This window comes from Streptomyces sp. NPDC045021, assembly GCF_056432645.1.
The window spans coordinates 766,149-788,358 of sequence record NZ_JBWKIQ010000002.1; the positions used below are offsets into that span (position 1 = coordinate 766,149).

At 71.2% G+C, this 22,210-nt stretch carries 21 protein-coding genes and 1 riboswitch; of the genes, 13 read left to right on the plus strand and 8 right to left on the minus strand.

The window, feature by feature from the left end; all coding sequences use genetic code 11:
- Nucleotides 1-94: 94 nt before the first annotated feature.
- The 3 genes from AC07DC_RS10660 (at nt 95) to otsB (ending at nt 2,577) form a co-directional block, all read left to right on the plus strand.
- Nucleotides 95-1,372, plus strand: a complete 1,278-nt coding sequence (locus tag AC07DC_RS10660) for an extracellular solute-binding protein (protein ID WP_478913820.1) — start codon at nt 95-97, stop codon at nt 1,370-1,372.
- 26 nt (nt 1,373-1,398) lie between these two features.
- Nucleotides 1,399-1,632 (plus strand): DUF3263 domain-containing protein, encoded by a 234-nt coding sequence (locus tag AC07DC_RS10665; protein ID WP_478913822.1) that lies wholly within the window; start codon nt 1,399-1,401, stop codon nt 1,630-1,632.
- Nucleotides 1,633-1,728: 96 nt separating this feature from the next.
- Nucleotides 1,729-2,577: a trehalose-phosphatase gene (otsB, locus tag AC07DC_RS10670; RefSeq protein ID WP_478913824.1), complete on the plus strand. Its 849-nt coding sequence runs from the start codon at nt 1,729-1,731 to the stop codon at nt 2,575-2,577.
- Nucleotides 2,578-2,926: 349 nt separating this feature from the next.
- On the opposite strand, the gene AC07DC_RS10675 is transcribed toward otsB, so the two are convergent.
- Both AC07DC_RS10675 and AC07DC_RS10680 read right to left on the minus strand, forming a co-directional pair.
- Nucleotides 2,927-4,354 (minus strand): alpha,alpha-trehalose-phosphate synthase (UDP-forming), encoded by a 1,428-nt coding sequence (locus tag AC07DC_RS10675; protein WP_478913825.1) that lies wholly within the window; start codon nt 4,352-4,354, stop codon nt 2,927-2,929.
- A gap of 50 nt (nt 4,355-4,404) precedes the next feature.
- Nucleotides 4,405-5,385 carry a glucosyl-3-phosphoglycerate synthase gene (locus AC07DC_RS10680; RefSeq protein WP_478913827.1) on the minus strand — a complete coding sequence of 327 codons (981 nt, stop codon included), beginning with the start codon at nt 5,383-5,385 and terminating at the stop codon, nt 4,405-4,407.
- A gap of 195 nt (nt 5,386-5,580) precedes the next feature.
- Nucleotides 5,581-5,722: riboswitch (SAM riboswitch) on the plus strand.
- Nucleotides 5,723-5,739: 17 nt separating this feature from the next.
- On the opposite strand from AC07DC_RS10680, the gene thrC reads away from it, so the two are divergent.
- The 4 genes from thrC (at nt 5,740) to groL (ending at nt 9,860) form a co-directional block, all read left to right on the plus strand.
- On the plus strand, nt 5,740-7,041 hold the full coding sequence (thrC, locus tag AC07DC_RS10685) for a threonine synthase (RefSeq protein WP_478913829.1): 1,302 nt from the start codon (nt 5,740-5,742) through the stop codon (nt 7,039-7,041).
- The gene (locus tag AC07DC_RS10690) at nt 7,038-7,313 is read left to right on the plus strand and encodes a ubiquitin-like small modifier protein 1 (protein WP_138355904.1); all 276 of its coding nucleotides are present in this window, start codon (nt 7,038-7,040) and stop codon (nt 7,311-7,313) included. Before thrC ends, AC07DC_RS10690 begins: the two co-directional genes overlap by 4 nt.
- Before the next feature lie 407 nt (nt 7,314-7,720).
- Nucleotides 7,721-7,924 (plus strand): cold-shock protein, encoded by a 204-nt coding sequence (locus AC07DC_RS10695; protein ID WP_009339379.1) that lies wholly within the window; start codon nt 7,721-7,723, stop codon nt 7,922-7,924.
- 307 nt (nt 7,925-8,231) lie between these two features.
- On the plus strand, nt 8,232-9,860 hold the full coding sequence (gene groL, locus AC07DC_RS10700) for a chaperonin GroEL (RefSeq protein ID WP_138355905.1): 1,629 nt from the start codon (nt 8,232-8,234) through the stop codon (nt 9,858-9,860).
- Between the two features lie 132 nt (nt 9,861-9,992).
- Here the strand turns inward: groL and murQ are convergent, their stop codons facing one another.
- Both murQ and AC07DC_RS10710 read right to left on the minus strand, forming a co-directional pair.
- Nucleotides 9,993-10,934 (minus strand): N-acetylmuramic acid 6-phosphate etherase, encoded by a 942-nt coding sequence (gene murQ / locus AC07DC_RS10705; protein WP_478913832.1) that lies wholly within the window; start codon nt 10,932-10,934, stop codon nt 9,993-9,995.
- Between the two features lie 127 nt (nt 10,935-11,061).
- Nucleotides 11,062-12,039, minus strand: a complete 978-nt coding sequence (locus AC07DC_RS10710) for a MurR/RpiR family transcriptional regulator (protein ID WP_478913834.1) — start codon at nt 12,037-12,039, stop codon at nt 11,062-11,064.
- 60 nt (nt 12,040-12,099) lie between these two features.
- Here AC07DC_RS10710 and AC07DC_RS10715 point away from each other — a divergent pair, with 60 nt between their 5' ends.
- Both AC07DC_RS10715 and AC07DC_RS10720 read left to right on the plus strand, forming a co-directional pair.
- Entirely contained in the window at nt 12,100-12,444 is a 345-nt protein-coding gene (locus tag AC07DC_RS10715) for a hypothetical protein (protein WP_478913836.1), read from the plus strand.
- A gap of 49 nt (nt 12,445-12,493) precedes the next feature.
- Nucleotides 12,494-12,784: a DUF4031 domain-containing protein gene (locus AC07DC_RS10720; protein WP_478913838.1), complete on the plus strand. Its 291-nt coding sequence runs from the start codon at nt 12,494-12,496 to the stop codon at nt 12,782-12,784.
- On the opposite strand, the gene AC07DC_RS10725 is transcribed toward AC07DC_RS10720, so the two are convergent.
- Together AC07DC_RS10725 and AC07DC_RS10730 are read right to left on the minus strand one after the other, a co-directional pair.
- Nucleotides 12,776-13,996 (minus strand): Cmx/CmrA family chloramphenicol efflux MFS transporter, encoded by a 1,221-nt coding sequence (locus AC07DC_RS10725; protein ID WP_478913840.1) that lies wholly within the window; start codon nt 13,994-13,996, stop codon nt 12,776-12,778. The genes AC07DC_RS10720 and AC07DC_RS10725 overlap by 9 nt on opposite strands.
- 102 nt (nt 13,997-14,098) lie before the next feature.
- Entirely contained in the window at nt 14,099-14,833 is a 735-nt protein-coding gene (locus AC07DC_RS10730) for an HD domain-containing protein (RefSeq protein ID WP_478913842.1), read from the minus strand.
- Between the two features lie 60 nt (nt 14,834-14,893).
- Here AC07DC_RS10730 and AC07DC_RS10735 point away from each other — a divergent pair, with 60 nt between their 5' ends.
- A complete protein-coding gene (locus AC07DC_RS10735; RefSeq protein WP_478913843.1) occupies nt 14,894-15,607 on the plus strand; it encodes a copper homeostasis protein CutC in 714 nt (237 codons plus the stop codon).
- 16 nt (nt 15,608-15,623) lie between these two features.
- On the opposite strand, the gene AC07DC_RS10740 is transcribed toward AC07DC_RS10735, so the two are convergent.
- On the minus strand, nt 15,624-16,820 hold the full coding sequence (locus AC07DC_RS10740; RefSeq protein ID WP_478913845.1) for a glycosyltransferase 87 family protein: 1,197 nt from the start codon (nt 16,818-16,820) through the stop codon (nt 15,624-15,626).
- A 49-nt stretch (nt 16,821-16,869) separates the two neighbouring features.
- Nucleotides 16,870-17,040, minus strand: coding sequence for a hypothetical protein (locus AC07DC_RS10745; RefSeq protein ID WP_478913846.1), 171 nt, complete (start codon nt 17,038-17,040; stop codon nt 16,870-16,872).
- A 300-nt stretch (nt 17,041-17,340) separates the two neighbouring features.
- Here AC07DC_RS10745 and AC07DC_RS10750 point away from each other — a divergent pair, with 300 nt between their 5' ends.
- The 3 genes from AC07DC_RS10750 to AC07DC_RS10760 all read left to right on the plus strand — a co-directional run bounded on the left by AC07DC_RS10750 (nt 17,341) and on the right by AC07DC_RS10760 (nt 22,140).
- Entirely contained in the window at nt 17,341-19,428 is a 2,088-nt protein-coding gene (locus tag AC07DC_RS10750) for a HelD family protein (RefSeq protein ID WP_478913848.1), read from the plus strand.
- A 116-nt stretch (nt 19,429-19,544) separates the two neighbouring features.
- Nucleotides 19,545-20,276: a response regulator transcription factor gene (locus tag AC07DC_RS10755; protein WP_478913850.1), complete on the plus strand. Its 732-nt coding sequence runs from the start codon at nt 19,545-19,547 to the stop codon at nt 20,274-20,276.
- A complete protein-coding gene (locus tag AC07DC_RS10760) occupies nt 20,266-22,140 on the plus strand; it encodes a sensor histidine kinase (RefSeq protein WP_478913852.1) in 1,875 nt (624 codons plus the stop codon). The genes AC07DC_RS10755 and AC07DC_RS10760 overlap by 11 nt, the downstream gene beginning before the upstream one ends.
- The last annotated feature ends 70 nt before the right edge of the window (nt 22,141-22,210 follow it).

A 22,210-nucleotide genomic window follows, 5' to 3' on the forward strand; every position in this document is an offset into this window, starting at 1 on the left:
TTGGGTGGGCAGCGCGGGCAGACTCGGGCACTTGACGCCCCCGGGAAACGCGCGGGGGCGGGCGCATGAAGCGGATGAAGGCGGTAGGACAACGGTGCACCGGCGACGACTCCTGGGCACGGCGGCAGCGGGTATCGCGGCAGCGCTGGCTCTGACGACACTCAGTGGATGCGGCGGCAGCTCCGCCCTCGGCGGCGATGTCACGCTGCACATGGTCGCGGCCGACTACGGCACCGACGCGGCCACCAGCTCCAAGAAGTACTGGGACGAGCTCGGGCGCGCCTTCGAGGCCAAGAACCCCGGCATCAAGATGGACATCCAGGTCGTCGACTGGGACCACGTCGACACCAAGGTCGCCGACATGGTCAAGGCCGGCCAGGCGCCGGACATAGCCCAGATAGGCTCCTACGCCGCCTTCGCGGCCAAGGGCCAGCTGTACAGCGCCGACGAGCTGTTCCCGATCAGCACCCAGGCCGACTTCATCCCGTCCCTCGCCGCCGCGGGTGAGCAGAACCGCACCCAGTACGGCATCCCCTTCGTCTCCAGCTCCCGGATGTTCTTCTACAACCAGACGCTGTTCGACGACGCGGGCATCAAGGACGCCCCCAATACCTGGGACGACATCGAGGCCGACGCGATCAAGCTGAAGGACCACGGCGTCAAGATGCCGTACGGGCTGCCGCTCGGTCCCGAGGAGGCGCAGGCCGAGTCCCTGATGTGGATGCTCGGCAACCAGGGCTCGTACACCGACACCGTCGGCGGCTACACCCTCGACTCCCAGGCGAACGCCGAAGCCTTCCAGTGGCTCAAGGACAAGCTTGTCCAGCCCGGCCTCACCGGCGGCGACCCCGCCAAGATCAACCGCCGCAACGTCTTCGACGCCTTCCTGGCCGGCAAGGCGGGCATGATCAACGGTCACCCGACGCTGCTCAAGCAGGCCCTCGCCAAGGGCATCAAGGTCAAGGCCGTGCAGATCCCCGGCAAGGGCGGCCGGATCGCCGAGACGCTCGGCGTCGCCGACTGGATGATGGCCTTCAAGCAGAACGGCCACCGCGGCGAGATCGGCAAGTTCCTGCAGTTCTCCTACAGCCCGGAGAACTCGATCAAGTTCCTCGACGAGTACGGGCTGCTGCCCGTGACCAACTCGGCGATGGAGGCGATGCGCAAGGAGCCCAAGGACAAGGACCTCATCAAGTTCATCGACCTGCTGCCGTCCGCCCAGTTCTACCCTGTGAACAAGAACTCCTGGGGACCGGTCAGCGACCAGATGAAGAAGGTCCTCGGCACCGCCGTGCACGGCGATCCCAAGACCATCCTCAGCGATCTGCAGCGCTTCGCCGAGACCCAGGACGCCGCGGAGAAGGTCAAGTAGTCACGGGTCACGTTGAGGAGACGCGGGTGGAGAGCGAGAGCCTGACCGGCCAGGACCGGGCCGTCCTCGACCTCGCCGCCCGCACCTGGGCGGGGCCCGGGGCGAAGGAACGCGCCATCAGGGAGCGGCTGGGCATGTCGGCCACCCGCTACTACCAGCTCCTCAACGCGCTCCTCGACGACCCCCGGGCACTCGCCCACGACCCGGTCACCGTCAACCGGCTGCGCCGAGCCCGCGACGCCCGCCGCGAGTCGCGCTGACGCGTCGGTGGTCGGCCGGTCGACGTTCACGCGCCGTACGCGCGCATGCTCCCGTGTGCCTGTCGTGCCCCCTCCTCCCCTCGGTAGGGTCGGGTCATGAGCAGTCACCTGCTGACCTCGTCCACGTCCGACGGCAAGGAAGGGCTCGCGGCGTTCCTCGCGAACCCCGAGCGTGCCGTGGTCGCCCTCGACTTCGACGGCACTCTCGCGCCGATCGTGCCCGACCCGGAGAGCGCCCGCGCCCACCCCGGCGCGGTGCCCGCGCTCGCGCGGCTGGCCCCCCACCTCGCGGCGGTCGCCGTGATCACGGGCCGCCCGGCGGGCGTCGCGGTCCGGTACGGCGGCTTCGCCGGGGTCCCGGGACTGGAGCGGCTCGTCGTCCTCGGCCACTACGGCGCCGAACGCTGGGACGCGGTCAGCGGCGAGGTGAAGTCCGCGGGCGACCACTCCGGTGTCGACGCCGTACGGGCCGAACTGCCCGGCTTCCTCGACCGGATCGGCGCCTGGGGCGGCACCTGGATAGAGGACAAGGGGCGCGCGGTCGCCGTCCACACCCGCCGCACCGACGACCCGGAAGCGGCGTTCGAGGCCCTCCGCGGCCCCCTGAACGAACTCGCCGCCCGCCACGGCCTGATCGTCGAGCCCGGCCGCCTCGTACTGGAACTGCGACCCCCCGGCATGGACAAGGGCGTCGCCCTCGCCTCCTACCTCCGCGAGGCCGACGCCGGCTCCGTGCTCTACGCGGGCGACGACCTCGGCGACCTCGCGGCCTTCTCCGCCGTCGAACGCCTCCGCGGCGAAGGCCACCCCGGCATCCTCGTCTGCAGCGGCACCACCTCCGGCGAGGTCCCCCCGGATCTCGTCGCCCGCTCCGACCTCGTCGTCGACGGCCCGTCAGGCGTCGTGGACCTGCTCAACGCACTGGCGGACGCACTGGGCGCGTGAACGCGTGACGCCGGATGCCTGGCGGCGGGGGGCACGTTGGCGCGGGATGCGCTGGTGCGTGTCGGCCGGCGGCGCCGGGCCGGTGGGAGCAGTGCGGGCCGGTGGGTAAGGGCGGGGCGCCGCTGTTGTGCGGGGGCGGGTTGGGGGCTGGGGTTCGGGCGGTGCGGAGTGCTTTTCTGCGTCGCTTCGCGCCTTGACCGGGCGAGTGTTCGGCTGAGCACGGGCGCGGCATGCACCTGATCGCGATGACGGCCCACCGCTGGGGCGCGACGCTCACCCCCACGGGCAAATAGGTGTGGGTGGTGCTGCGGTGAGGTTCTGGGGGGGCACCGGGCCCTCGTGCGATAGGTCAGGCCAGCGCGTTCAGTTGGGCCAGGAACCAGGCGGCCGGCGGGAGGGCCGTCGCCGCTGCCGCGAGGCGCTTCGTTCGTTCGGCGCGTTCGTCGTTCGCCATCGTGAGGGCCTCGTGCAGGGCGTGGGCCGTGGAGCGCAGGTCGTACGGGTTCACGACGAGGGAGTCGTCGCCGAGTTCCTCGTAGGCGCCGGCCTCGCGGGACAGGACGAGGACCACGCCGTCGTCCGAGACGACGGGGATCTCCTTCGCCACGAGGTTCATTCCGTCGCGAATCGGGTTGACCAGCGCCACGTCGGCGAGACGGTACGCGGCCAGCGACCGTGCGAAGTCGTCCTTGACGTGCAGGAGCAGCGGCTGCCAGCCGTCCGTTCCGAACTCCGCGTTGATCTCGTCGGCGACCCGCTGCACCTCGGCGGTGTACTCGCGGTACACCGCGAGATCGTGCCGCGACGGATATGCGAAAGCGATGTGCACGACGCGCTCGCGCCACTCCGGGCGTTCGGTGAGCAGTTGCCGGTACGCCAGGAAGCCGCGCACGATGTTCTTGGAGAGTTCGGTGCGGTCGACCCGGACGATCGTCCGGCGGCCGGGGCCGACCTCGGAGCGGAGCGCGGTCATCCGCTCCTCGACGTCGTCCTGGTGCGAGCGCTCCCGCAGGAAGTCGGCGTCGGCGCCGAGCCCGTGCACGCCGATCCGGGTGGTGCGGCCCTCGTGGGTGACGGTCAGCTCCCCGGCGGCGTCGTGCGCGACGTCCGCGCCGAGCACGTCGGCGCAGCACGCGGCGAAGGCCTCCGCCCACCGCCGGGTGAGGAACGCGGCGCGGTCGGCGCCGAGGATCCCGGTGAGGAGCTGCGCGCCGATGTCGTCGGGCAGCAGGCGGTAGTAGTCCGGCGGCGCCCACGGGGTGTGCGAGAAGTGCCCGATCCGCAGGTCGGGGCGGCGCTCGCGCAGCATCGCGGGGGCCAGCGACAGGTGGTAGTCCTGCACCAGAACGGCGGCGCCCTGCGCCGCCTCCTCCGCGAGCGCGTCCGCGAAGGCGGCGTTGTACGTCTCGTACGAGGCCCAGTCCTGCCGGAAATCCTCGTCGAAGAGGGGTTCCAGATGGGTCTGGAAGAGCAGGTGGTGGACGAACCACAGCACGGAGTTGGAGATGGAGTTGTAGGCGGCGGCGAAGACGTCCGGCTCGATGTGGAGCATGCGCGTCTGCGCGTCGCCCTCGCCGCGGCGGACCGCTTCGCGGTCGCCCTCGCTCATGGCGGCGCAGACCCAGACCGCGCCGGCGTCGGGGCCGATCGCGCTGAGGCCGGACACCAGTCCGCCGCCGCCGCGCTTGGCGGTCAGCGTGCCGTTCTCTCCGAGGGCGTACGAGACGGGCCCGCGGTTGGAGGCGACGAGGATCGGGGCTGCGCGATGAGCGACCATGCCGCCAGCCTAGCCACGTGTCCTGCGACGCAAACGTTGTGACCGGCCCGTCACCCCGTGCGGCGCGTTGCCCTGTGGGCGGTGTATTCGGGGATGGTGATCATGGGCGGGCGTTCTTCGGCCGCCACCTGGTGGGTGCGGGGGGCGAAGCCGCCGTCGGGGCCGCGGTCGAACTGGGTGAGGACGGGACGTACGAGCTGCCCGCGGGCGAGCCGTACCTGGGCGGTGCGGTAGATCGTCGCGGCCATGCGGCCCAGGGCCTGACCGTCCTGGTGCCGGTGGTGGCGCACGCCCACGTCCACCTGGGCCAGCGCGTCCAGGCCGACGGTGTTCAGCGCGTCGATGAGCATGCCGAGCTCGACGCCGTAACCGACCGGGAAGGGCAGCCGCTCCAGCAGGGAGCGGCGGGCCGCGTACTCGCCGCCGAGGGGCTGGACGAAGCCCGCGAGCAGGGGCCAGTGGAGGTTGAGCAGCGGGCGGGCGACGAGTTCGGTGACGCGCCCGCCGCCCGCCGGCACGATCGTGTCGCCGGTCTCCAGCGGGCGGTCGTACATGGCCTTGACCAGCTGGACGCCGGGCTCGGTCAGGAGCGGGCCGATGATTCCGTAAACGAAGCGGGCGTCGAAGTCGCGCAGGTCGGCGTCGATGAAGCAGACGATCTCGCCGCTCGTGACCAGCAGCGACCGCCACAGCACCTCGCCCTTGCCGGGCACGGCGGGCAGGTCGGGGAGTATCTCGTCGCGGTGCACGACCCGGGCTCCGGCGCGCGCCGAGATCTCCGCCGTACGGTCCGTGGAGCCCGAGTCGAGCACGATCAGCTCGTCCACCAGAGGCAAGGGGCCGCTCATCAGCTCGTCGCGGATGGTGCGCACGATCGCGCCGACCGTGGCCTCCTCGTTGAGGGCGGGCAGCACCACGCTCACCGTGCCCCGGTCGCCGGCGGAGCGCTTGGCCGCGAGCAGCCGGTCGAGCGGTCGATCGGCGGCGGACCAGGACCGTCGATCCAGCCAGCGCTCCACCTCTTGCAGCACGTGCTTGACTCCCTGATGTGTGTGTCGGGGATGGAATGCACCCCGTGATCGGACCCCGTGTGGCCCATCTCGCGGTTCGGACGACTATCTCAAGTGTCCGGCTCGTCGGTTACAGTCTTGAACAACGCGAGTGACCACCGCATGCCGGGGGTCACCACGGAAAACAAATGCCCGGGTGAGAGCCCGGTGCCACAGCGCTCATCCAGAGGGACTGAGGGAACGGCCCGCAGAAGTCCCGGCAACCCTCCCGCCACATCTCGTCGTCGACGACGCGAGGCCAGGTGGGGAAGGTGCCAATTCCGTCTCGTGGCGATCGTCGCCGCGGGGAAGATGAGGAGAAAGGGCCTCGCCGTCATGGCTTCGCAGACCATCGACAACGTTACTCAAACCGCTCCGGACACCGGACCCGCCGCCTTCGGGCCCGCCGTCGCGCTCTCCTGCCGCGAGTGCGGAGAACGTGTTCCGCTCGGTCCGGTTTTCGCGTGCCAGGAGTGTTTCGGGCCGCTCGAAGTGGCCTACGACCTCCCCACCGGTGATCCGGAAGCACTGCGCAAGCAGATCGAGTCCGGCCCGGCGAACATCTGGCGCTACGCGCCGCTGCTGCCCGTTCCGGCCGACGTGGTCGACAAGCCCAATCTGAACCCGGGCTGGACCAAGCTGGTCAAGGCCGACAACCTCGCCCGCGAGCTGGGCGTCACCGGCGGCCTGTACATCAAGGACGACTCCGGCAACCCGACGCACTCCTTCAAGGACCGCGTCGTCGCCATCGCCCTGGAGGCCGCCCGCACGTTCGGCCTCACCACGCTCTCCTGCTCCTCCACGGGCAACCTGGCGGGTGCCGTCGGCGCTGCCGCCGCCCGGGCCGGTTTCCGCTCCTGCGTGTTCATCCCGCACGACCTGGAGGCCGGCAAGGTCGTCATGGCCGCGGTGTACGGCGGCGAGCTGGTCGGCATCGAGGGCAACTACGACGATGTGAACCGGTTCTGCTCCGAGCTGATCGGTGACCCGATCGGCGAGGACTGGGGCTTCGTCAACGTCAATCTGCGTCCGTACTACGGCGAGGGCTCCAAGACCCTGGCGTACGAGATCTGCGAGCAGCTCGGCTGGCGGCTCCCGGACCAGATCGTCATCCCGATCGCGTCCGGCTCCCAGCTCACGAAGATCGACAAGGGTCTGCAGGAGCTGATCAAGCTCGGGCTGGTCGAGGAGAAGCCCTACAAGATCTACGGCGCCCAGGCCGAGGGCTGCTCCCCGGTCTCGGCGGCCTTCAAGGCCGGCCACGACGTCGTGCGCCCGGTGAAGCCGGACACCATCGCCAAGTCGCTGGCGATCGGCAACCCGGCCGACGGTCCGTACGTGCTCGACATCGCCCGCCGCACCGGTGGAGCGGTCGAGGACGTCACCGACGAGCAGTGCGTGGCCGCGATCAAGCTGCTGGCCCGTACCGAGGGCATCTTCGCCGAGACCGCGGGCGGGGTGACGGTCGGTGTGCTGAAGAAGCTCATCGAGACCGGTCAGCTCGACCCGGCCCTGGAGACCGTCGTCCTCAACACCGGTGACGGCCTGAAGACCCTCGACGCGGTCGCTCCGACCACCGGCCCGACCGCCGTCATCCGTCCGACCCTTGCCGCGTTCCGAGAGGCTGGCCTCGCATGAGTGCTTCTGTTCGTATTCCGACCATTCTCCGCACGTATACCGGCGGCCAGTCAGAAGTTCCGGCCGAGGGTTCGACGCTCTCCGAGATCCTTGAGTCGCTGGAGAAGAACCACACAGGTATTTCGGCGCGCGTTCTCGATGACACGGGCAAGCTGCGTCGCTTCGTGAACGTTTATGTGAATGACGATGACGTGCGCTTTTCCGAGGGTCTGCAGACGTCGGTTCCGGACGGCGCGAATGTCTCGATCATTCCGGCGGTAGCCGGAGGCTGACCTCCGTCCCTACCCAGTCCGGCACGGACTCATGCCCCGTTCACCCTGTGGTGGGCGGGGCATCTGTGTGTGGGGCGGTAGTTGAATCGAGGTACAGTTGCGGTGGACTCCCGCCCGGCCCCTTACTCGGCGCGACGATTTATCGCCAAATTCGCGAGACGATTGTCGTGTAGGCGAAGTATGTCCAGTCCGAGTTGCCCCGGATCCTTATTGTTCCTCCCCGTATTTCCGATCGGTCGTGCCCAGAATTCTCGTCGGATTGACCTGTTGCAGAGGGCATCCGTACGGATACATTCGGCCGCGGTCGACGCGTTCCGGCGCACGCCCCCGACCTTGGCGGGGGTGAGGTCTGACCCGGGTCCGCGAAGTGCGGATTCGCGATAGGGCCAGCAATAGGGGAGTTAGGGATGGCTCAGGGCACCGTCAAGTGGTTCAACGCGGAGAAGGGCTACGGCTTCATCGCGGTCGACGGTGGTGCGGATGTTTTCGTCCACTACAGCGCGATCCAGATGGACGGCTACCGCACCCTCGAGGAAGGCCAGCGGGTCGAGTTCGAGATCTCGCAAGGTCAGAAGGGGCCGCAGGCTGACATGGTCCGCCTGGCCGGCTGAAGCTCCGGAGCGTCGCCGACGGCGCTACGCACTCACGCCGAAGGGTCCGCGTCCCCGAGAGGGACGCGGGCCCTTCGTGCGTCCTCCCGCGGCACCCCTCCGGGACCCCGAGTTGTCCACAGTCGCTTGCACTCGACTAGGGCGAGTGCTAATCATTGGCGTTAGCACTCTGACAGTGAGAGTGACAGAAGGACCGGGTCGGCGAGGCCCGATCGAGCACCGGGAAGAGCCCGGTGATCGGCAGGCCGTCCGTCGCGGGCGCCACGCGGTCCACTGAAATCCACCCCTGTCCGGGAGGACCACTTCTATGGCCAAGATCATCGCGTTCAACGAGGAAGCTCGGCGCGGCCTCGAGCGCGGGATGAACCAGCTCGCCGACGCCGTCAAGGTCACCCTCGGCCCGAAGGGCCGCAACGTCGTCCTCGAGAAGAAGTGGGGCGCCCCCACGATCACCAACGATGGTGTTTCCATCGCCAAGGAGATCGAGCTCGAGGACCCGTACGAGAAGATCGGCGCCGAGCTGGTCAAGGAAGTCGCGAAGAAGACCGACGACGTTGCCGGTGACGGCACGACGACCGCGACCGTTCTCGCCCAGGCCCTCGTCAAGGAAGGCCTCCGCAACGTAGCCGCGGGCGCCAACCCGATGGCCCTCAAGCGTGGCATCGAGAAGGCCGTCGAGGCCGTCTCCGCCCAGCTGCTCGAGCAGGCCAAGGACGTGGAGACCAAGGAGCAGATCGCTTCGACGGCCTCCATCTCCGCCGCCGACACCCAGATCGGCGAGCTCATCGCCGAGGCGATGGACAAGGTCGGCAAGGAAGGCGTCATCACTGTCGAGGAGTCGCAGACCTTCGGGCTCGAGCTTGAGCTCACCGAGGGCATGCGCTTCGACAAGGGCTTCATCTCCGCCTACTTCGCGACCGACCTGGAGCGTATGGAGTCGTCGCTCGACGACCCGTACATCCTGATCGTCAACTCGAAGATCGGGTCCGTGAAGGACCTGCTCCCGCTCCTCGAGAAGGTCATGCAGTCCGGCAAGCCGCTGCTGATCATCGCGGAGGACGTGGAGGGCGAGGCGCTCTCCACCCTCGTCGTCAACAAGATCCGTGGCACCTTCAAGTCCGTCGCCGTCAAGGCTCCGGGCTTCGGTGACCGCCGCAAGGCCATGCTCGGCGACATCGCCATCCTCACCGGTGGCACCGTCATCTCCGAGGAGGTCGGCCTCAAGCTGGAGAACGCCGGTCTCGACCTGCTCGGCCGTGCCCGCAAGGTCGTCATCACCAAGGACGAGACCACGATCGTGGACGGATCCGGCGAGGCCGACCAGGTTGCCGGTCGCGTCAACCAGATCCGTGCCGAGATCGAGAACTCGGACTCGGACTACGACCGTGAGAAGCTCCAGGAGCGCCTGGCGAAGCTCGCGGGCGGCGTGGCCGTCATCAAGGCCGGCGCCGCGACGGAGGTTGAGCTCAAGGAGCGCAAGCACCGTATCGAGGACGCCGTTCGCAACGCGAAGGCCGCCGTCGAAGAGGGCATCGTCGCCGGTGGTGGCGTCGCTCTCATCCAGGCCGCCGTCGCGTTCGAGAAGCTCGAGCTCGAAGGTGACGAGGCGACCGGCGCCGCGATCGTGAAGCTGGCCCTCGAGGCCCCGCTGAAGCAGATCGCGGTCAACGGTGGCCTCGAAGGTGGCGTCGTTGTGGAGAAGGTCCGCAACCTGCCCATCGGTCACGGCCTGAACGCCGCGACCGGCGAGTACGTCGACATGATCGCCGAAGGCATCATCGACCCCGCCAAGGTCACGCGCTCCGCGCTGCAGAACGCGGCCTCCATCGCCGCGCTCTTCCTCACCACGGAAGCCGTCATCGCCGACAAGCCCGAGAAGGCCGGAGCCGGCGCCGGCGCCGGTGGCGGCATGCCCGGTGGCGACATGGACTTCTGACCTTCTGGTCAGAACTCCGGTCAGCGGTACCTGTAGTGGACCGAGGGCGGCATCCCCAGCCGGGGGTGCCGCCCTCGGGCGTTTTCGGACGCGGGTTACGCGCCTCCGTGCCGACGCCAGAACCAAGAGGCGTCAGGCGCCGGCCGACTCCAGCGCGGCGCGCAGATGGCCGTTGCTCTTCGCCAGCAGCCGTGCTGCCGTGGCCGCGTCGACCTTGGCCAGGATCGCCAGGATGGCGTGCTTGACCTCGCCGTCCGCCGCGGCCAGCGCCGCCTCGATCGTGGCGTCCGGCGCCCCCGTCGCCAGCGCGACGATCCGGCGCGACCGCGCCCGCAGCTTCTCGTTCGACGCCCGGACGTCGACCATCAGGTTCCCGTACGTCTTGCCGAGCCGGATCATCGTGATCGTCGAGAGCATGTTCAGCACGAGCTTCTGCGCCGTGCCGGACTTCAGCCGGGTCGACCCGGTGAGCAACTCGGGGCCGACCACGACCTCGATGCCGTGCTCGGCGGCCGCCCCGAGCGCGGAGTGCGCGTTGCAGGAGAGCCCCACGGTGAGCGCGCCCAGCGAGCGGGCGTGCTCGACGGCGCCGATCGCGTACGGGGTGCGGCCGGACGCCGAGACGCCCACGACGGTGTCGTCCGGGCCCAGGGTCAGGGCGTCCAGATCGGCAGCGGCCAGCGCCCGGCTGTCCTCGGCGCCCTCCACCGCGGTGACCATCGCGCCCGGACCGCCCGCGATCAGGCCGACGACCTGCCCCGGCTCCGTGTTGAACGTCGGCGGGCACTCGCTCGCGTCGAGCACCCCGAGCCGGCCGGCGGTGCCCGCCCCGGCGTAGAGCAGCCGCCCGCCGCGGGCCATCCGCTCGGCGATGTCGTCGATGGCCGCGGCGATGGCCGGAAGTTGCGCGGCGACCGCGGCCGGGACGGTGGCGTCCTCGGCGTTCATCGTCCGGGCGATCTCCAGGGTGGAGAGCCGGTCGATCTCGGAGAGCTCGGGCCGGAACGCCTCGGTGGTGAGGGTCTCCAGCTCCCGGCGCAGCTCGGTGTAGTCGGAGTCGGTGGAGGGGGACATGCGGCTCTTACGTCCTTACGTGAAGCGGTGAGCCATGGCGCCACGTCATCGCGCCACGGCCTGGTGCTGCGTTCTGCAGATGTGGTTGTGGCTCTGGCCTCGGTGGTGGGTACGGAGGCGGGTCCGGCTAGGAGCGGATGGCGCGCGGACTGTGCCGGTGGGCCAGCGCCTCGTAGGAGGCGGACAGGGCGGGTGCGGCCGTCTCGTAGGTGCGTTGCATGACGCCTATGAACAGGAAGTCCACCACGAGGAGCTGGCTGGTCCTGCTCGACATCGCCGCCGGCCGCAGCTCGCTCTCCCGCGAGGTGGACGTGGTCAGCACATGATCGGCGTACTGGGTGACCGCGCCGTCCGGGCGGCCGGTGATCGCCACCGTCGTCGCACCCCGGTCGAAGGCGACCCGCAGCGGCTCGATGACGTCATGGGTGTTGCCCGAGTGCGTGATCGCGATGGCCACATCGCCGGGCCGCAGCTGGACCGCGTTGGTGATGGCCAGGTGGGTGTCGCCGTGCGCGTGCGCGATCAGCCCGATCCGCAGCAGCTTCTGGACCAGGTCCTGGCCCACCAGGCTGGACGCGCCGATGCCGAACACCTCGATACGGCGCGCCGCGGCGAGGGCCCCGACGGCCGCCTCCAACTGCGCCACGTCGAGCTGCGCGGCGGTGTCGGCGAGCGTCTGCTGCTCCTCGCGCGCCAGCTTCGCGACCACCTCGGTCAGCGGGTCGTCCACCGCGATGTCCGCGGTCACGGCGGGCGGGACGCCCGCCGCCTGCTGCGCGGCGAGCGCGGCCAGCGCGAGCCGCAGGTCCCGGTAGCCGGGATAGCCGAGCAGGCGCGCGGTGCGGACGACGGTGGCCTCGCTGGTGCCGGTGCGCTGCGCGAGCGCGGTCACGGTGAGGTGCGCGCAGGCGGCGGGGTCGTTGGCCACGGCCTCGGCGACCCGCTGCATCGAGCGCGTCATCGACGGCCCGACCGTACGGACCGTGGCCGCCAGTGTCCCGGGATCGGGGCTCTTGGCCGGCGCGGTGGACGCGGCAGGGGCGGCGGACGCGTCACGCGATGGCCGTGCGCGCTGGGGGAAAGTTTCCTTCACGCTGTACGTCACATATTGAAAGATATTTTCAGGCCGCTGGGGCGTCAAGAGGACAGGAGGCAGAATGGACGGATGGATCGTGATCTCGAAGAGGCTCTGCACGGCGCGCGGGCGCTCATCCTCGCCGACCTCGCCGCCCGGGACGTCGCAGGACCGGACGTCGTCTCCCTGGTCGAGAACGCCGTCGCGCAGCGGCGCTGGTGGGTCGAGCAGTGGCCCGAAGGCATCGAGTTCGTCGCCGGGCTGGTCGCCCAGGACGTGCAGGACGCGCTGCTGGAGCGGGTCGGACGCTGGCCCCTGTGCCCGCTGTGCGAGGAGCCGCACGGCCTGGCCGTCGAACCGGAGCTCGGGCCCGACCCGCACTGGGTCTGCGAGACCGCCGGGGCGGTCGTCGCCCCGGTCGGCGGGCTGAGCTGACGATGGCGCCCTTCCGGACGCGGGCGCTGTCCCGGAGGACGGCGGCCTCATGACCGTCTACATCGATCCGCCGACCTGGCCGGGGCACGGCCGCATGTGGTCGCACCTGGTCAGCGACGTCTCCTACGACGAGCTGCACGCGTTCGCCGCGCGCCTCGGCTGCCCGCCGCGGGCGTTCGAACGGGACCACTACGACGTTCCGGCCGCTCGCTACGCCTCGGCCGTCGAGCTGGGCGCGGTGGAGGTCGGCAGCAAGGAGATCGTGCGGCGGCTCATCGGCGCGGGGCTGCGCCGCCGGAAGGCCCCCAGGGCCGCAACGGCGGGTGACGCGTCAGCCTGAGTGCGTTGCGCCGGTGACCTCGGCGGGAGCCGGCACCGCGGTCGCCGGGTGGCTCGCGATGACGCGGCTCGCGCCGTGCCGGCGCAGCGAGACGATCACGAGGCCGATGGCGACGGCGGCCATCGCGGCGCCGGCCCAGGCGGTGGCCGCGAAGCCGAAACCGCCGCTGATGACGAGACCGCCGAGCCAGGGCCCGCCGGTGTTGCCCAGGTTGAAGGCGGAGGTGGTGGTGGCGCCGGCGAGGGTGGGGGCGGCGCCCGCCACGTTGAAGATGCGGGCGTTGAGCGCGGGCGCGGTGAAGAACGCCGAGAGGCCGAGCAGGAACGAGAGCACGATCACGGCGACCTGGTTCTGCGCGGTGAGTGCGAGGACCGCCAGGATGACCGTGGAGGCGGTGATGCCGCTGAGCATCACACCGAACAGATGGGCGTCCGCGAAACGGCCGCCGATCGCGGTGCCGATCAGCGCACCGACGCCGAAGAGCCCCAGAATCCCCGGCACCGAGCCCTCGGGCAGCCCGGCGACGTCCGTGAGCAGCGGTGCGAGATAGCTGAAGGCGCAGAACACGCCGCCCGCGGCCAGGGCCGTGACGGCGACGGCCAGCCACACGTTCCCGTCGCGGTAGATGCGCAGCTCCTCGCGGAGCCTGGGGCGGTACTCCGGGATCGGTATGCGGGGGATGAGCGCGATCACGCCGACGAGCGCCACCGCCGACATCACGGCCACCGCCCAGAACGCGGAGCGCCAGCCGAACTGGTCACCGAGGAAGGCCCCGACGGGGACGCCCAGCACGTTGGCGATGCTCAGTCCGCCGATCATCACGGCCATCGCGCGGGCCCGTGCGTTCATCGGGACCATCGAGATCGCGACGGCCGCGCCGACCGCCCAGAAGCCCGCGCAGGCGAGCGCGCTGATCACCCGGGAGACGAAGAGCAGCGCGTAGTTCGGCGCCACGGCCCCCGCGACCTGCCCGAGGCCGAAGAGCGTGATCAGCGCGATCAGGGTGGTGCGCCGCGGCAGCCGGAGCGTGGCGACGGCGAGCAGCGGTGCCCCGACGACCATGCCGATCGCGAAGGCCGAGATGAGCAGGCCGGCCTGCGGGATGCTGACGCCGAGGTCGTCGGCGATCGGCGGCAGCAGGCCGGAGAGCATGAATTCCGAGGTGCCGAGAGCGAAGACGCTGAGACCGAGAACGTAGACGGCTACGGGCATGCGGGAGCGGCTGGCGTCGGCTGAGGGCATAACCCTTACCAGCGCCTCAGGTGACTTGCGTATTCCCGCGTATTCCCGGAGCCCCGTCAGATAGCGGCCCTGTCAGGTGGCGGCCTCGTCGGGGGCGGGACCCGACGCGAGGAGCAGCTCCAGCTCGGTGCTGAGGTTGCGGCGGGCGATGTGTTCCCAGCGCTCGTGGCCGATCGGGGTGCGGAAGAGCTGCGACAGGTCCAGCAGCTGCCGCAGTACGGCGGCGCGCCCGGACCGGAAGGCGTCGTCGGGCACGAAGCCGTACTCCTGGCGGACGGCGGCGGCGTAGGCGGCGTACGCGGCCGGCTCGCCCGCCAGCACCGCGAGATCCGCGTCACACAGGACCTCGCCGTTGTGGTCGCCGGGCGCCGGGTCGTGGCTGGTCGTGAGCAGCACGAGCCGGACCACCTCGGCGATGCGCGCGGCGTCGACCCCGGCCTCGGTCAGCGCCCGCTCGGCCAGCCGCGCGCTGCGCTCCTCGTTCTCGGAGCGGTCCGGGCGGTAGACGGCGTCGTGGAACCAGGCGGCGAGCAGCACGGCGTCCGGGTCGTCGGCGTACGCGGCCAGCTCGGTGATGTGCTGGAGAACGGCGACCAGGTGATCCGTGGTGTGATACCACCGCTGCTCCTCGCCCCACCGGCCGAGGAGGTCCTCGCCGTAGGCGTCGTCGGGGGCAGGGGTGTGCTCCGGGGCGGGGGTGTTCTCCGGGGTGGAAATCGGGGCGACCCGGGTGCGGCGCAGCAGGTCACACCATTGGGTGAGCAATGCGGCATGCTGCGGGTGCGTCGTCGCGGGGGTGACAGCCATGGTGGCTATTGTGCGCCTGAGGGCTCGCGCAGGGGTGGCGAATATGGCACTCTTGGTCATATGTCTAGACCAATTTTCGAGGTGATCGCCCTCGGCGTCGATGACGCCGTAGCGGCCCAGACCGGCGGTGCCGACCGCCTCGAGCTGGTCACCGACATGGCCGCGGACGGCCTCACCCCGTCCCGCGAGACCTTCGCCGCCATCCGCGCCGCGGTGCACATCCCGCTGCGCGTCATGCTGCGGCTCTCCGACGGCTTCGACGCGGGCGACATCGACGCGCTCTGCGCCGCGGCCGAGGGGCTGCGCCGCGAGGGCGCGGACGAGTTCGTCCTCGGCTTCCTCGACGCGCGCGGCGGGGCCGACCTCGAAGCGGTCTACGCGATCACCGATGTCATCGACGGCTGCCGGTGGACGTTCCACCGCGCCATCGACCGGGCGGCGGACCGCGACGCGGTGCGATTGCAGCTGGCCGGGCTGCCGGGCCTGGACACGTACCTGACGGCCGGGTCGGCCAAGGGCGTCGACGACGGCCTCGCGGTGCTCGTCGCCGAGGCGGCGCGGACGGCGGCGGCGGATCCGGAGCCGGGGTACGAGCCGCGGATCCTGGTGGGGGGCGGACTGAACCGGGAGCATCTGCCGGCGCTGCGGGCGGCGGGGATCGACGGTTTCCACGTCGGCGGGGCGGTTCGCCCTGCGGGCTGGGCTTCCCCCGTGGACGTGGGTGCGACGAGGGAGTGGCGAGAACTCCTGGACGCGCCGGTACCGGTCGGCTGAGCGCCTTCCGAACCCTTCACCTGCGGCGGAGCCGCACGGCTGTCGCGGCCAGGAAGGTCAGGCCCAGGAGGGGGTAGGGGGAGGCCAGGGGCTGTTGCCACCAGGGGAGGTGGAGGTCGAGGTCGCCGCGGTGGGGGGTGAGCCACATGCTGCGGCAGGCGAAGGCGGCGGCGGTCGCGAGGACCGCGGCGCGGCGCCGGGGGAGGCCGCGGGTGTGGGTGGCGAGGAGGGCCAGCAGGGGGACGCACCAGACCCAGTGGTGCGACCAGCTGATCGGGGAGACCAGGAGCGCGGTGACGGCCGTGCAGAGCACTCCCCACGCTTCGAGGCCGCGGCGGGCGGCACGGGTGGCGACGGCCAGGCCCGCGGCGGCGGTGAGGACGGCGGCGGCCACCCAGACGAGACCGGGGTGCGGGGTGTGCAGGAGCCGGGCGATCAGGCCCTGGAGCGACTGGTTGTCGACGATCCAGGCCTTGCCGACGCGGTCGGTCTCGTACAGGCGCGTGGTCCAGAAGTCGACGGACGCGCCGGGCAGGACGGCGACGCCGAGCAGGACGGTGCCGGCGAACGCGCAGGCCGCCGTGGTGGCCTCGCGGGTGCGGCCGGTGAGCGCGAGGTAGACGGCGAAGATCGCGGGAGTGAGCTTGATGCCCGCGGCGATGCCGACGGCGAAGCCCTTGCCGCGGGCGCCGTCGGGGCGGGACAGGTCCCACAGGACGAGGACGGCGAGCGCGAGGTTGATCTGGCCGTAGACGAAGGTCTGGAAGACCGGTTCCAGGCACAGGGCGGCAGCGGGGAGCGCGAGCAGGGCGGCCGGGTGGCCGGCGCCGCGGGGGCGGCCCGTGAAGCGCAGCGAGAGGTGGGTGAGGGCGGCGAGCAGCCCGAGGTTGCCGAGGACGAAGCCGCCGCGCAGAGCGCCGAGGGGCAGCCAGGTCGTGGGCACGAAGAGCAGTGCCGCGAAGGGCGGGTACGTGGCCGGGAGGTTCCACCGGGTGACGCGGAAGCCGTAGAGGTCCTGGCCGGAGGCGACGGCGGCGCCTTCCGCGCGATAGACGAGCATGTCCGCCATCGGGACCGGATACGTCGAGAAGAAGAGCGCGTATCCGGCGAGCGCCAGCGCCAGGGCCAGCAGGGCTGCCAGGACGAGCAGCAGCCGGCGGGATGCGGCGCGTACGGACGGTGGCGCCGGGTGCACCTCGCTGAGAGCGGTCACCGCCGCGACGTTAGTGGACCGCCGGGTGGGGGCCGTGCTCCGTTCGAGGTCAGCGGTGCTTGCCCTCGCTGCCGAGGAGGACGACCTCCACGGCGGTCTGCGCGAAGACGCGGACGGCGCGCAGGGTGCTTCCCAGCAGGTGGCGGGGGTGGTCGTGGCGGGTGCCGAGGGCGGTGCTGCCGGCGACGGAGGGGCCTGGGGTGAAGGTTTCTGTGGTCATATCCCTACGGTAGGAAATCCGCCGTTTGGAGTACATCGGACCAAGGTCGGAACTCTCCCGTGTCACGTACGCCTCTGGGTTGACGTCCGCCCCTGAGGGCGCACCGGGGGTGGGCCCTAGGGACTGTCGGGGTGGCGGGTCGCCGGGGTGTCGGAGCGCCGGAAAAAGCATTCGCGATGCGCCGGGCGGGAGCGTAAGATCCACCGTCTTGCCGCCTCCCGATGGGAGCGCCGCCGGCCGGACGGAAACCGGTCGGCTTCTCTCTTCTTCCCTGCGTACGCACAAGCCGGAGGCAATGCCGTGCCCTTGCACGACCATGAGCCCGCCCAGGACGCGAACCCGCTCCGGGCCGAGCAGACACACCTCGCGCAGTCCCGTTCCGCGCTGACCGCCATGCGCGCCGACGTGGAAGCGCTGGACATCTCCGATGTGACCGGCAACTGGGTCAACGCCAAGATCCTCGCCGCCGAGATCGACAACCGGATCAAGGCCCTCGCCGACCTCTCGCACACCCCGCTGTTCTTCGGCCGGCTGGACTACCTGCACGCCCCCGGCGTAGAGCAGGCGGAGGGCGCCGAGGGCGAGCAGTTCTACATCGGCCGCCGCCATGTGCACGACGCCCATGGCGACCCGATGGTCATCGACTGGCGGGCGCCGGTCTCGCAGCCCTTCTACCGGGCCTCACGCGTCGAGCCGATGGACGTCCGGCTGCGCCGGCGGTTCGGCTACACCGGCGGTGAACTGACCGCCTACGAGGACGAGCACCTCACCGACCCGGCGGAGGCCAGTACCGCCAGCAAGCTGCTCCAGACCGAGATCGAGCGGCCGCGCGTCGGCCCGATGCGCGACATCGTCGCCACGATCCAGCCGGAGCAGGACGAGATCGTCCGGGCCGGCATCGGCGGCACCGTGTGTGTGCAGGGCGCCCCCGGTACCGGGAAGACCGCCGTGGGCCTGCACCGTGTCGCGTACCTGCTGTACGCGCACCGCGAGCGGCTGGCCCGTACCGGCACCCTCGTCATCGGCCCGAACAAGTCCTTCCTGCAGTACATCGAGCAGGTGCTGCCGGCCCTGGGCGAGCTGCAGGTCAAGCAGGCCACGGTCGACGACCTGGTCGCGCATGTCACGGTGCGCGGCACGGATCCGGCCGAGCGCGCCCGGATCAAGGGCGACGCGCGGATGGCGGAGGTGCTGCGGCGCGCGGTGCGCAGCGGCATCCGGATGCCGAAGGAACCGATCGTCGTGGTGCGCGGATCGCGGCGCTGGCGGATCCCCGCGTACGAACTCGAGGAGCTGGTAAGGGAGCTGATGGAGCGTGACATCCGGTACGGCGCCGCCCACGAGGCGCTGCCGCAGCGGATCGCGCACAACGTCCTGGTGCGGATGGAGGAGGCCGGGGAGGCGCCGGACGACCGTGTCCAGGACGCGGTGGCCCGCACCCCCGCCGTCAAGGCCGCGGTGAAGGAGGTCTGGCCGAAGGCCGACCCGGCGAAGACGGTGCTGCGGCTGCTGTCCGACGCCGAGTTCCTCGCGGAGTGCGCCGAGGGGATCCTGACGCCCGAGGAGCAGGCGACCGTGCTGTGGGAGAAGCCGCCCCGGAGCCTGGCCTCGGTGAAGTGGTCCCCGGCGGACGCGGTGCTCATCGACGAGGCGCTGGACCTCGTACAGCGCACGCACTCGCTGGGCCATGTGGTGCTGGACGAGGCTCAGGACCTGTCCCCGATGCAGTACCGCGCCGTCGGGCGGCGCTGCTCCACGGGCTCCGCGACGGTGCTCGGCGACATCGCGCAGGGCACCACGCCGTGGGCGACCGCCAGTTGGGAGGAGGCCCTCGCGCACCTGGGCAAGCCGGGCGCCCCGGTCGAGGAGCTGACCCGCGGCTTCCGCGTGCCGCGCGGGGTGATCGCCTACGCGTCCCTGCTGCTGCCCACGATCGCCCCGGGGCTGGCCCCCGCCACCTCGGTCCGTGAGTCGCCCGGCGACCTCGTGATCCGCCGGACGAGCGCGGAGGATCTGGACGCGGCCGTGCTCACGGCCTGCCACGACGCCCTCGGCTACGAGGGTTCCATCGGCCTCATCGCCGCCGACGACCGCATCGCGTCGCTCGCCGCCGCCCTGGAGTCGGCCGGGCTGCCGTACCTCGCCCCAGGCGAGGAGACCTCGGCGCAGGCCCGCCTCACCCTGGTCCCGGCGACGCTCGCGAAGGGTCTGGAGTACGACTACGTGGTGCTCGACGAGCCCGCCGCCATCGTCTCCGGCGAGCCGGACGAGCGCACCGGGCTGCGCCGCCTGTACGTCGCGCTCACCCGGGCCGTCTCCGGCCTCGCGGTGCTGCACGCGAAGCCGCTGCCGCAGGAACTGGCTGCTGGGGGCACCTCCCAGCGGTAGCTGCGGGCCAGGTTGGGCATCCGGCTGGGCTCCACCCTGACCAGCAGATATGAAGAAGTTGTCAGGTCGCCGTCGCGATCGTGTTCGGGTCCCTGAATACGCTTACGCTCGCCCTCATGTGCGCACACGTGCTGGTCGCCGAGGACGACGAGAAGCAGGCCGAGCTGGTCCGCCGCTATCTGCGGCGGGAGGGCCACACGGTCACCGTCGTGCATGACGGGCGGGCCGCCATCGAGGAGGCCCGCCGCAGGGAGCCGGACCTGCTCGTCCTCGACATCCAGATGCCGAGGGTCGACGGTCTGGACGTGGCCCGCGTGCTGCGGGCCGAGTCCGACCTGCCGATCCTGATGCTCACCGCCCGCTCCACCGAGGACGATCTGCTGCTCGGCCTCGATCTGGGCGCCGACGACTACATGACCAAGCCGTACAGCCCCCGCGAACTGATGGCGCGGATCCGGACCCTGCTGCGGCGCAGCGGCGCGCGCAGGCAGCCCCCCAGCCCCCGCTGGGAGGTGCCCCCAGCCCCCGATCCCGTGCTGCGGGTCGGCGGGCTCACCGTGGACCCGGCGCGGCACGAGGTGACCGTCGAGGGAAGACCCGTCGACTGCACGCCCGGCGAGTTCCACATCCTCGCCGCCCTGGCAGCCCTGCCGGGGCGGGTCTTCAGCCGGGCCCAACTCCTGGAGCAGGTGCACGGGTTCGACCGGTACATCACCACCCGGACGGTGGACGTGCACATCATGAACCTGCGGAAGAAGATGGAACCGGACCCTCGCAGGCCCCGCTACGTGGTGACGGTCTTCGGCGTGGGCTACAAGCTGGCGGACGGCGGGCACGATGGCCCGTGAACCCCGGCCGGCCCGCGGCAGGGTCCCGTTCCGCAAGAGCCTGCTCGGGCGGCTGCTGCTCTCCTTCGTCCTGGTCGCGACCTGCTCGGTCGCGGCCACCACCTGGCTGGCCGTGCAGACGACCTCCGGTTCCATCCAGCAGGAGCAGAGCCGCTATCTCGCCAACGACGCCCTGATCTACGGCAAGCTCGCCGAGTACGCGGCCACCCACGCGAACTGGAACGACGTCGCGCCCACCGTCCGCGAACTGGCCGCCGGCACCCAGCGCCGGATCGCCGTCACCACCCAGGACCGGCGACCGATCGCCGACTCCGCACCGGCCGGCTCGCCGCTCCCGCTGACCCAGTCGGCGGCCCTCGACCCGCTGCACGTCGACGCCACCATGGTCCCCGGCGCCACCGCGGGCGACATCGACCCGCGCGCCGTCGGCCCGTTCCGGCTGCTCCCCGGGGAACGCAAGCAGCTGCACGATCTCGCCCGGCGCAGCGTCACCTGTCTCGGCGAATACATGATCGTCGGCGAGATCGCGGACGGCCCCGGCGGCCGCCCGCACATCAAGGTCGTCGGTGGCGACCCCACCGACGTGCTGGACGAGTCCTGCGGCGGCAGAAGGCTCGCCGCCCTCACCGGCACCGAGAGATCCGCCCTCGCAGACCTCAACGCCCGTCTCAAGAAGTGCCTCACGGCCGAGAACCTGCCGCTGCTCGACCTCAACCCCGACCTCACCTGGGGCCGGTCGGGACCCGTCGCCGTCCCCACCCCCGTCCCCGCCCCCGACGTCCCCACCGCCCGTGTCCTGGCCCCCCGCGACGCCAAGGGCGGCGGCGTGATCGAACGCAAGACCGCCGACTGCGTCGACACCGTGCGCCGCGACCAGCTCCGCGACTTCGTCGCCCCCGCCGCGTACCTCTTCGTCACCGACCCGAGCGGCGCCACCACCCCCGGCTTCGCCCTCTCCCGCTCCAACACCCTGCGGGTCGCCGGCGTCGCCGCGCTCGTCCTCGCCCTCGCCGCGGCCGTCACGCTCCTGCTCGCCGCCCGCCTCGTCCGCCCGCTGCGCGCCCTCACCGACGCCGCCCAGCGCATGCGCGACGGCGACGACTCGGCGCGCGTCACCGTCGCCACCGGCGACGAGATCGGCCGGCTCTCCGCCGCCTTCAACGACATGTCCCAGGAACGCCAACGCCTCGCCGACCAGCGCAAGGCCATGGTCAGCGATGTCGCCCACGAACTGCGCACCCCGGTCAGCAACATCCGCGGCTGGCTCGAAGCGGTGGAGGACGGCGTCGCCGAACCCGACCACGCCCTGAACTCCTCGCTCCTCGAAGAAGCGCTCCAGCTCCAGCACATCATCGACGACCTCCAGGACCTGGCCGCCGCCGACGCCGGGACGCTCCGCGTCCACCCCGAAGCGGTGCGCCTCGGCGACATCCTGGAACAGGTCGCCGCGGCCCACCGCGCCCGTGCCGCCTCCGCAGGCGTCGCCCTCACTGTCACCCCCGGCGACATCGGCCTCCAGGCCGACCCCGTACGCCTGCGGCAGGCCGTAGGAAACCTCGTCTCGAACGCCATCCGCCACACCCCGTCGGGCGGCAGCGTCTGCCTGCGGGGCTACGGCGACGACGACCACGTCGTGATCGACATCACCGACACCGGCGCCGGCATCGCCGCCGACGACCTCCCCCACGTCTTCGACCGCTTCTGGCGCGCCGAGAAATCCCGCAACCGTCAGACCGGAGGCAGCGGCCTCGGCCTGGCCATCGTCCGCCAACTGGCCGAATCCCATGGCGGCACCGCCACCGCCACGAGCCGTGGCCGCGGCCACGGCTCCACCTTCAGCCTCCGGCTGGGCCGCGGCATTTGAACCACGGCCCCCGTTGCCGCCGTCACGCCTGCCGGCGGGGGGTGCGGGTACGCGGGCGCCCGCAGCGCCG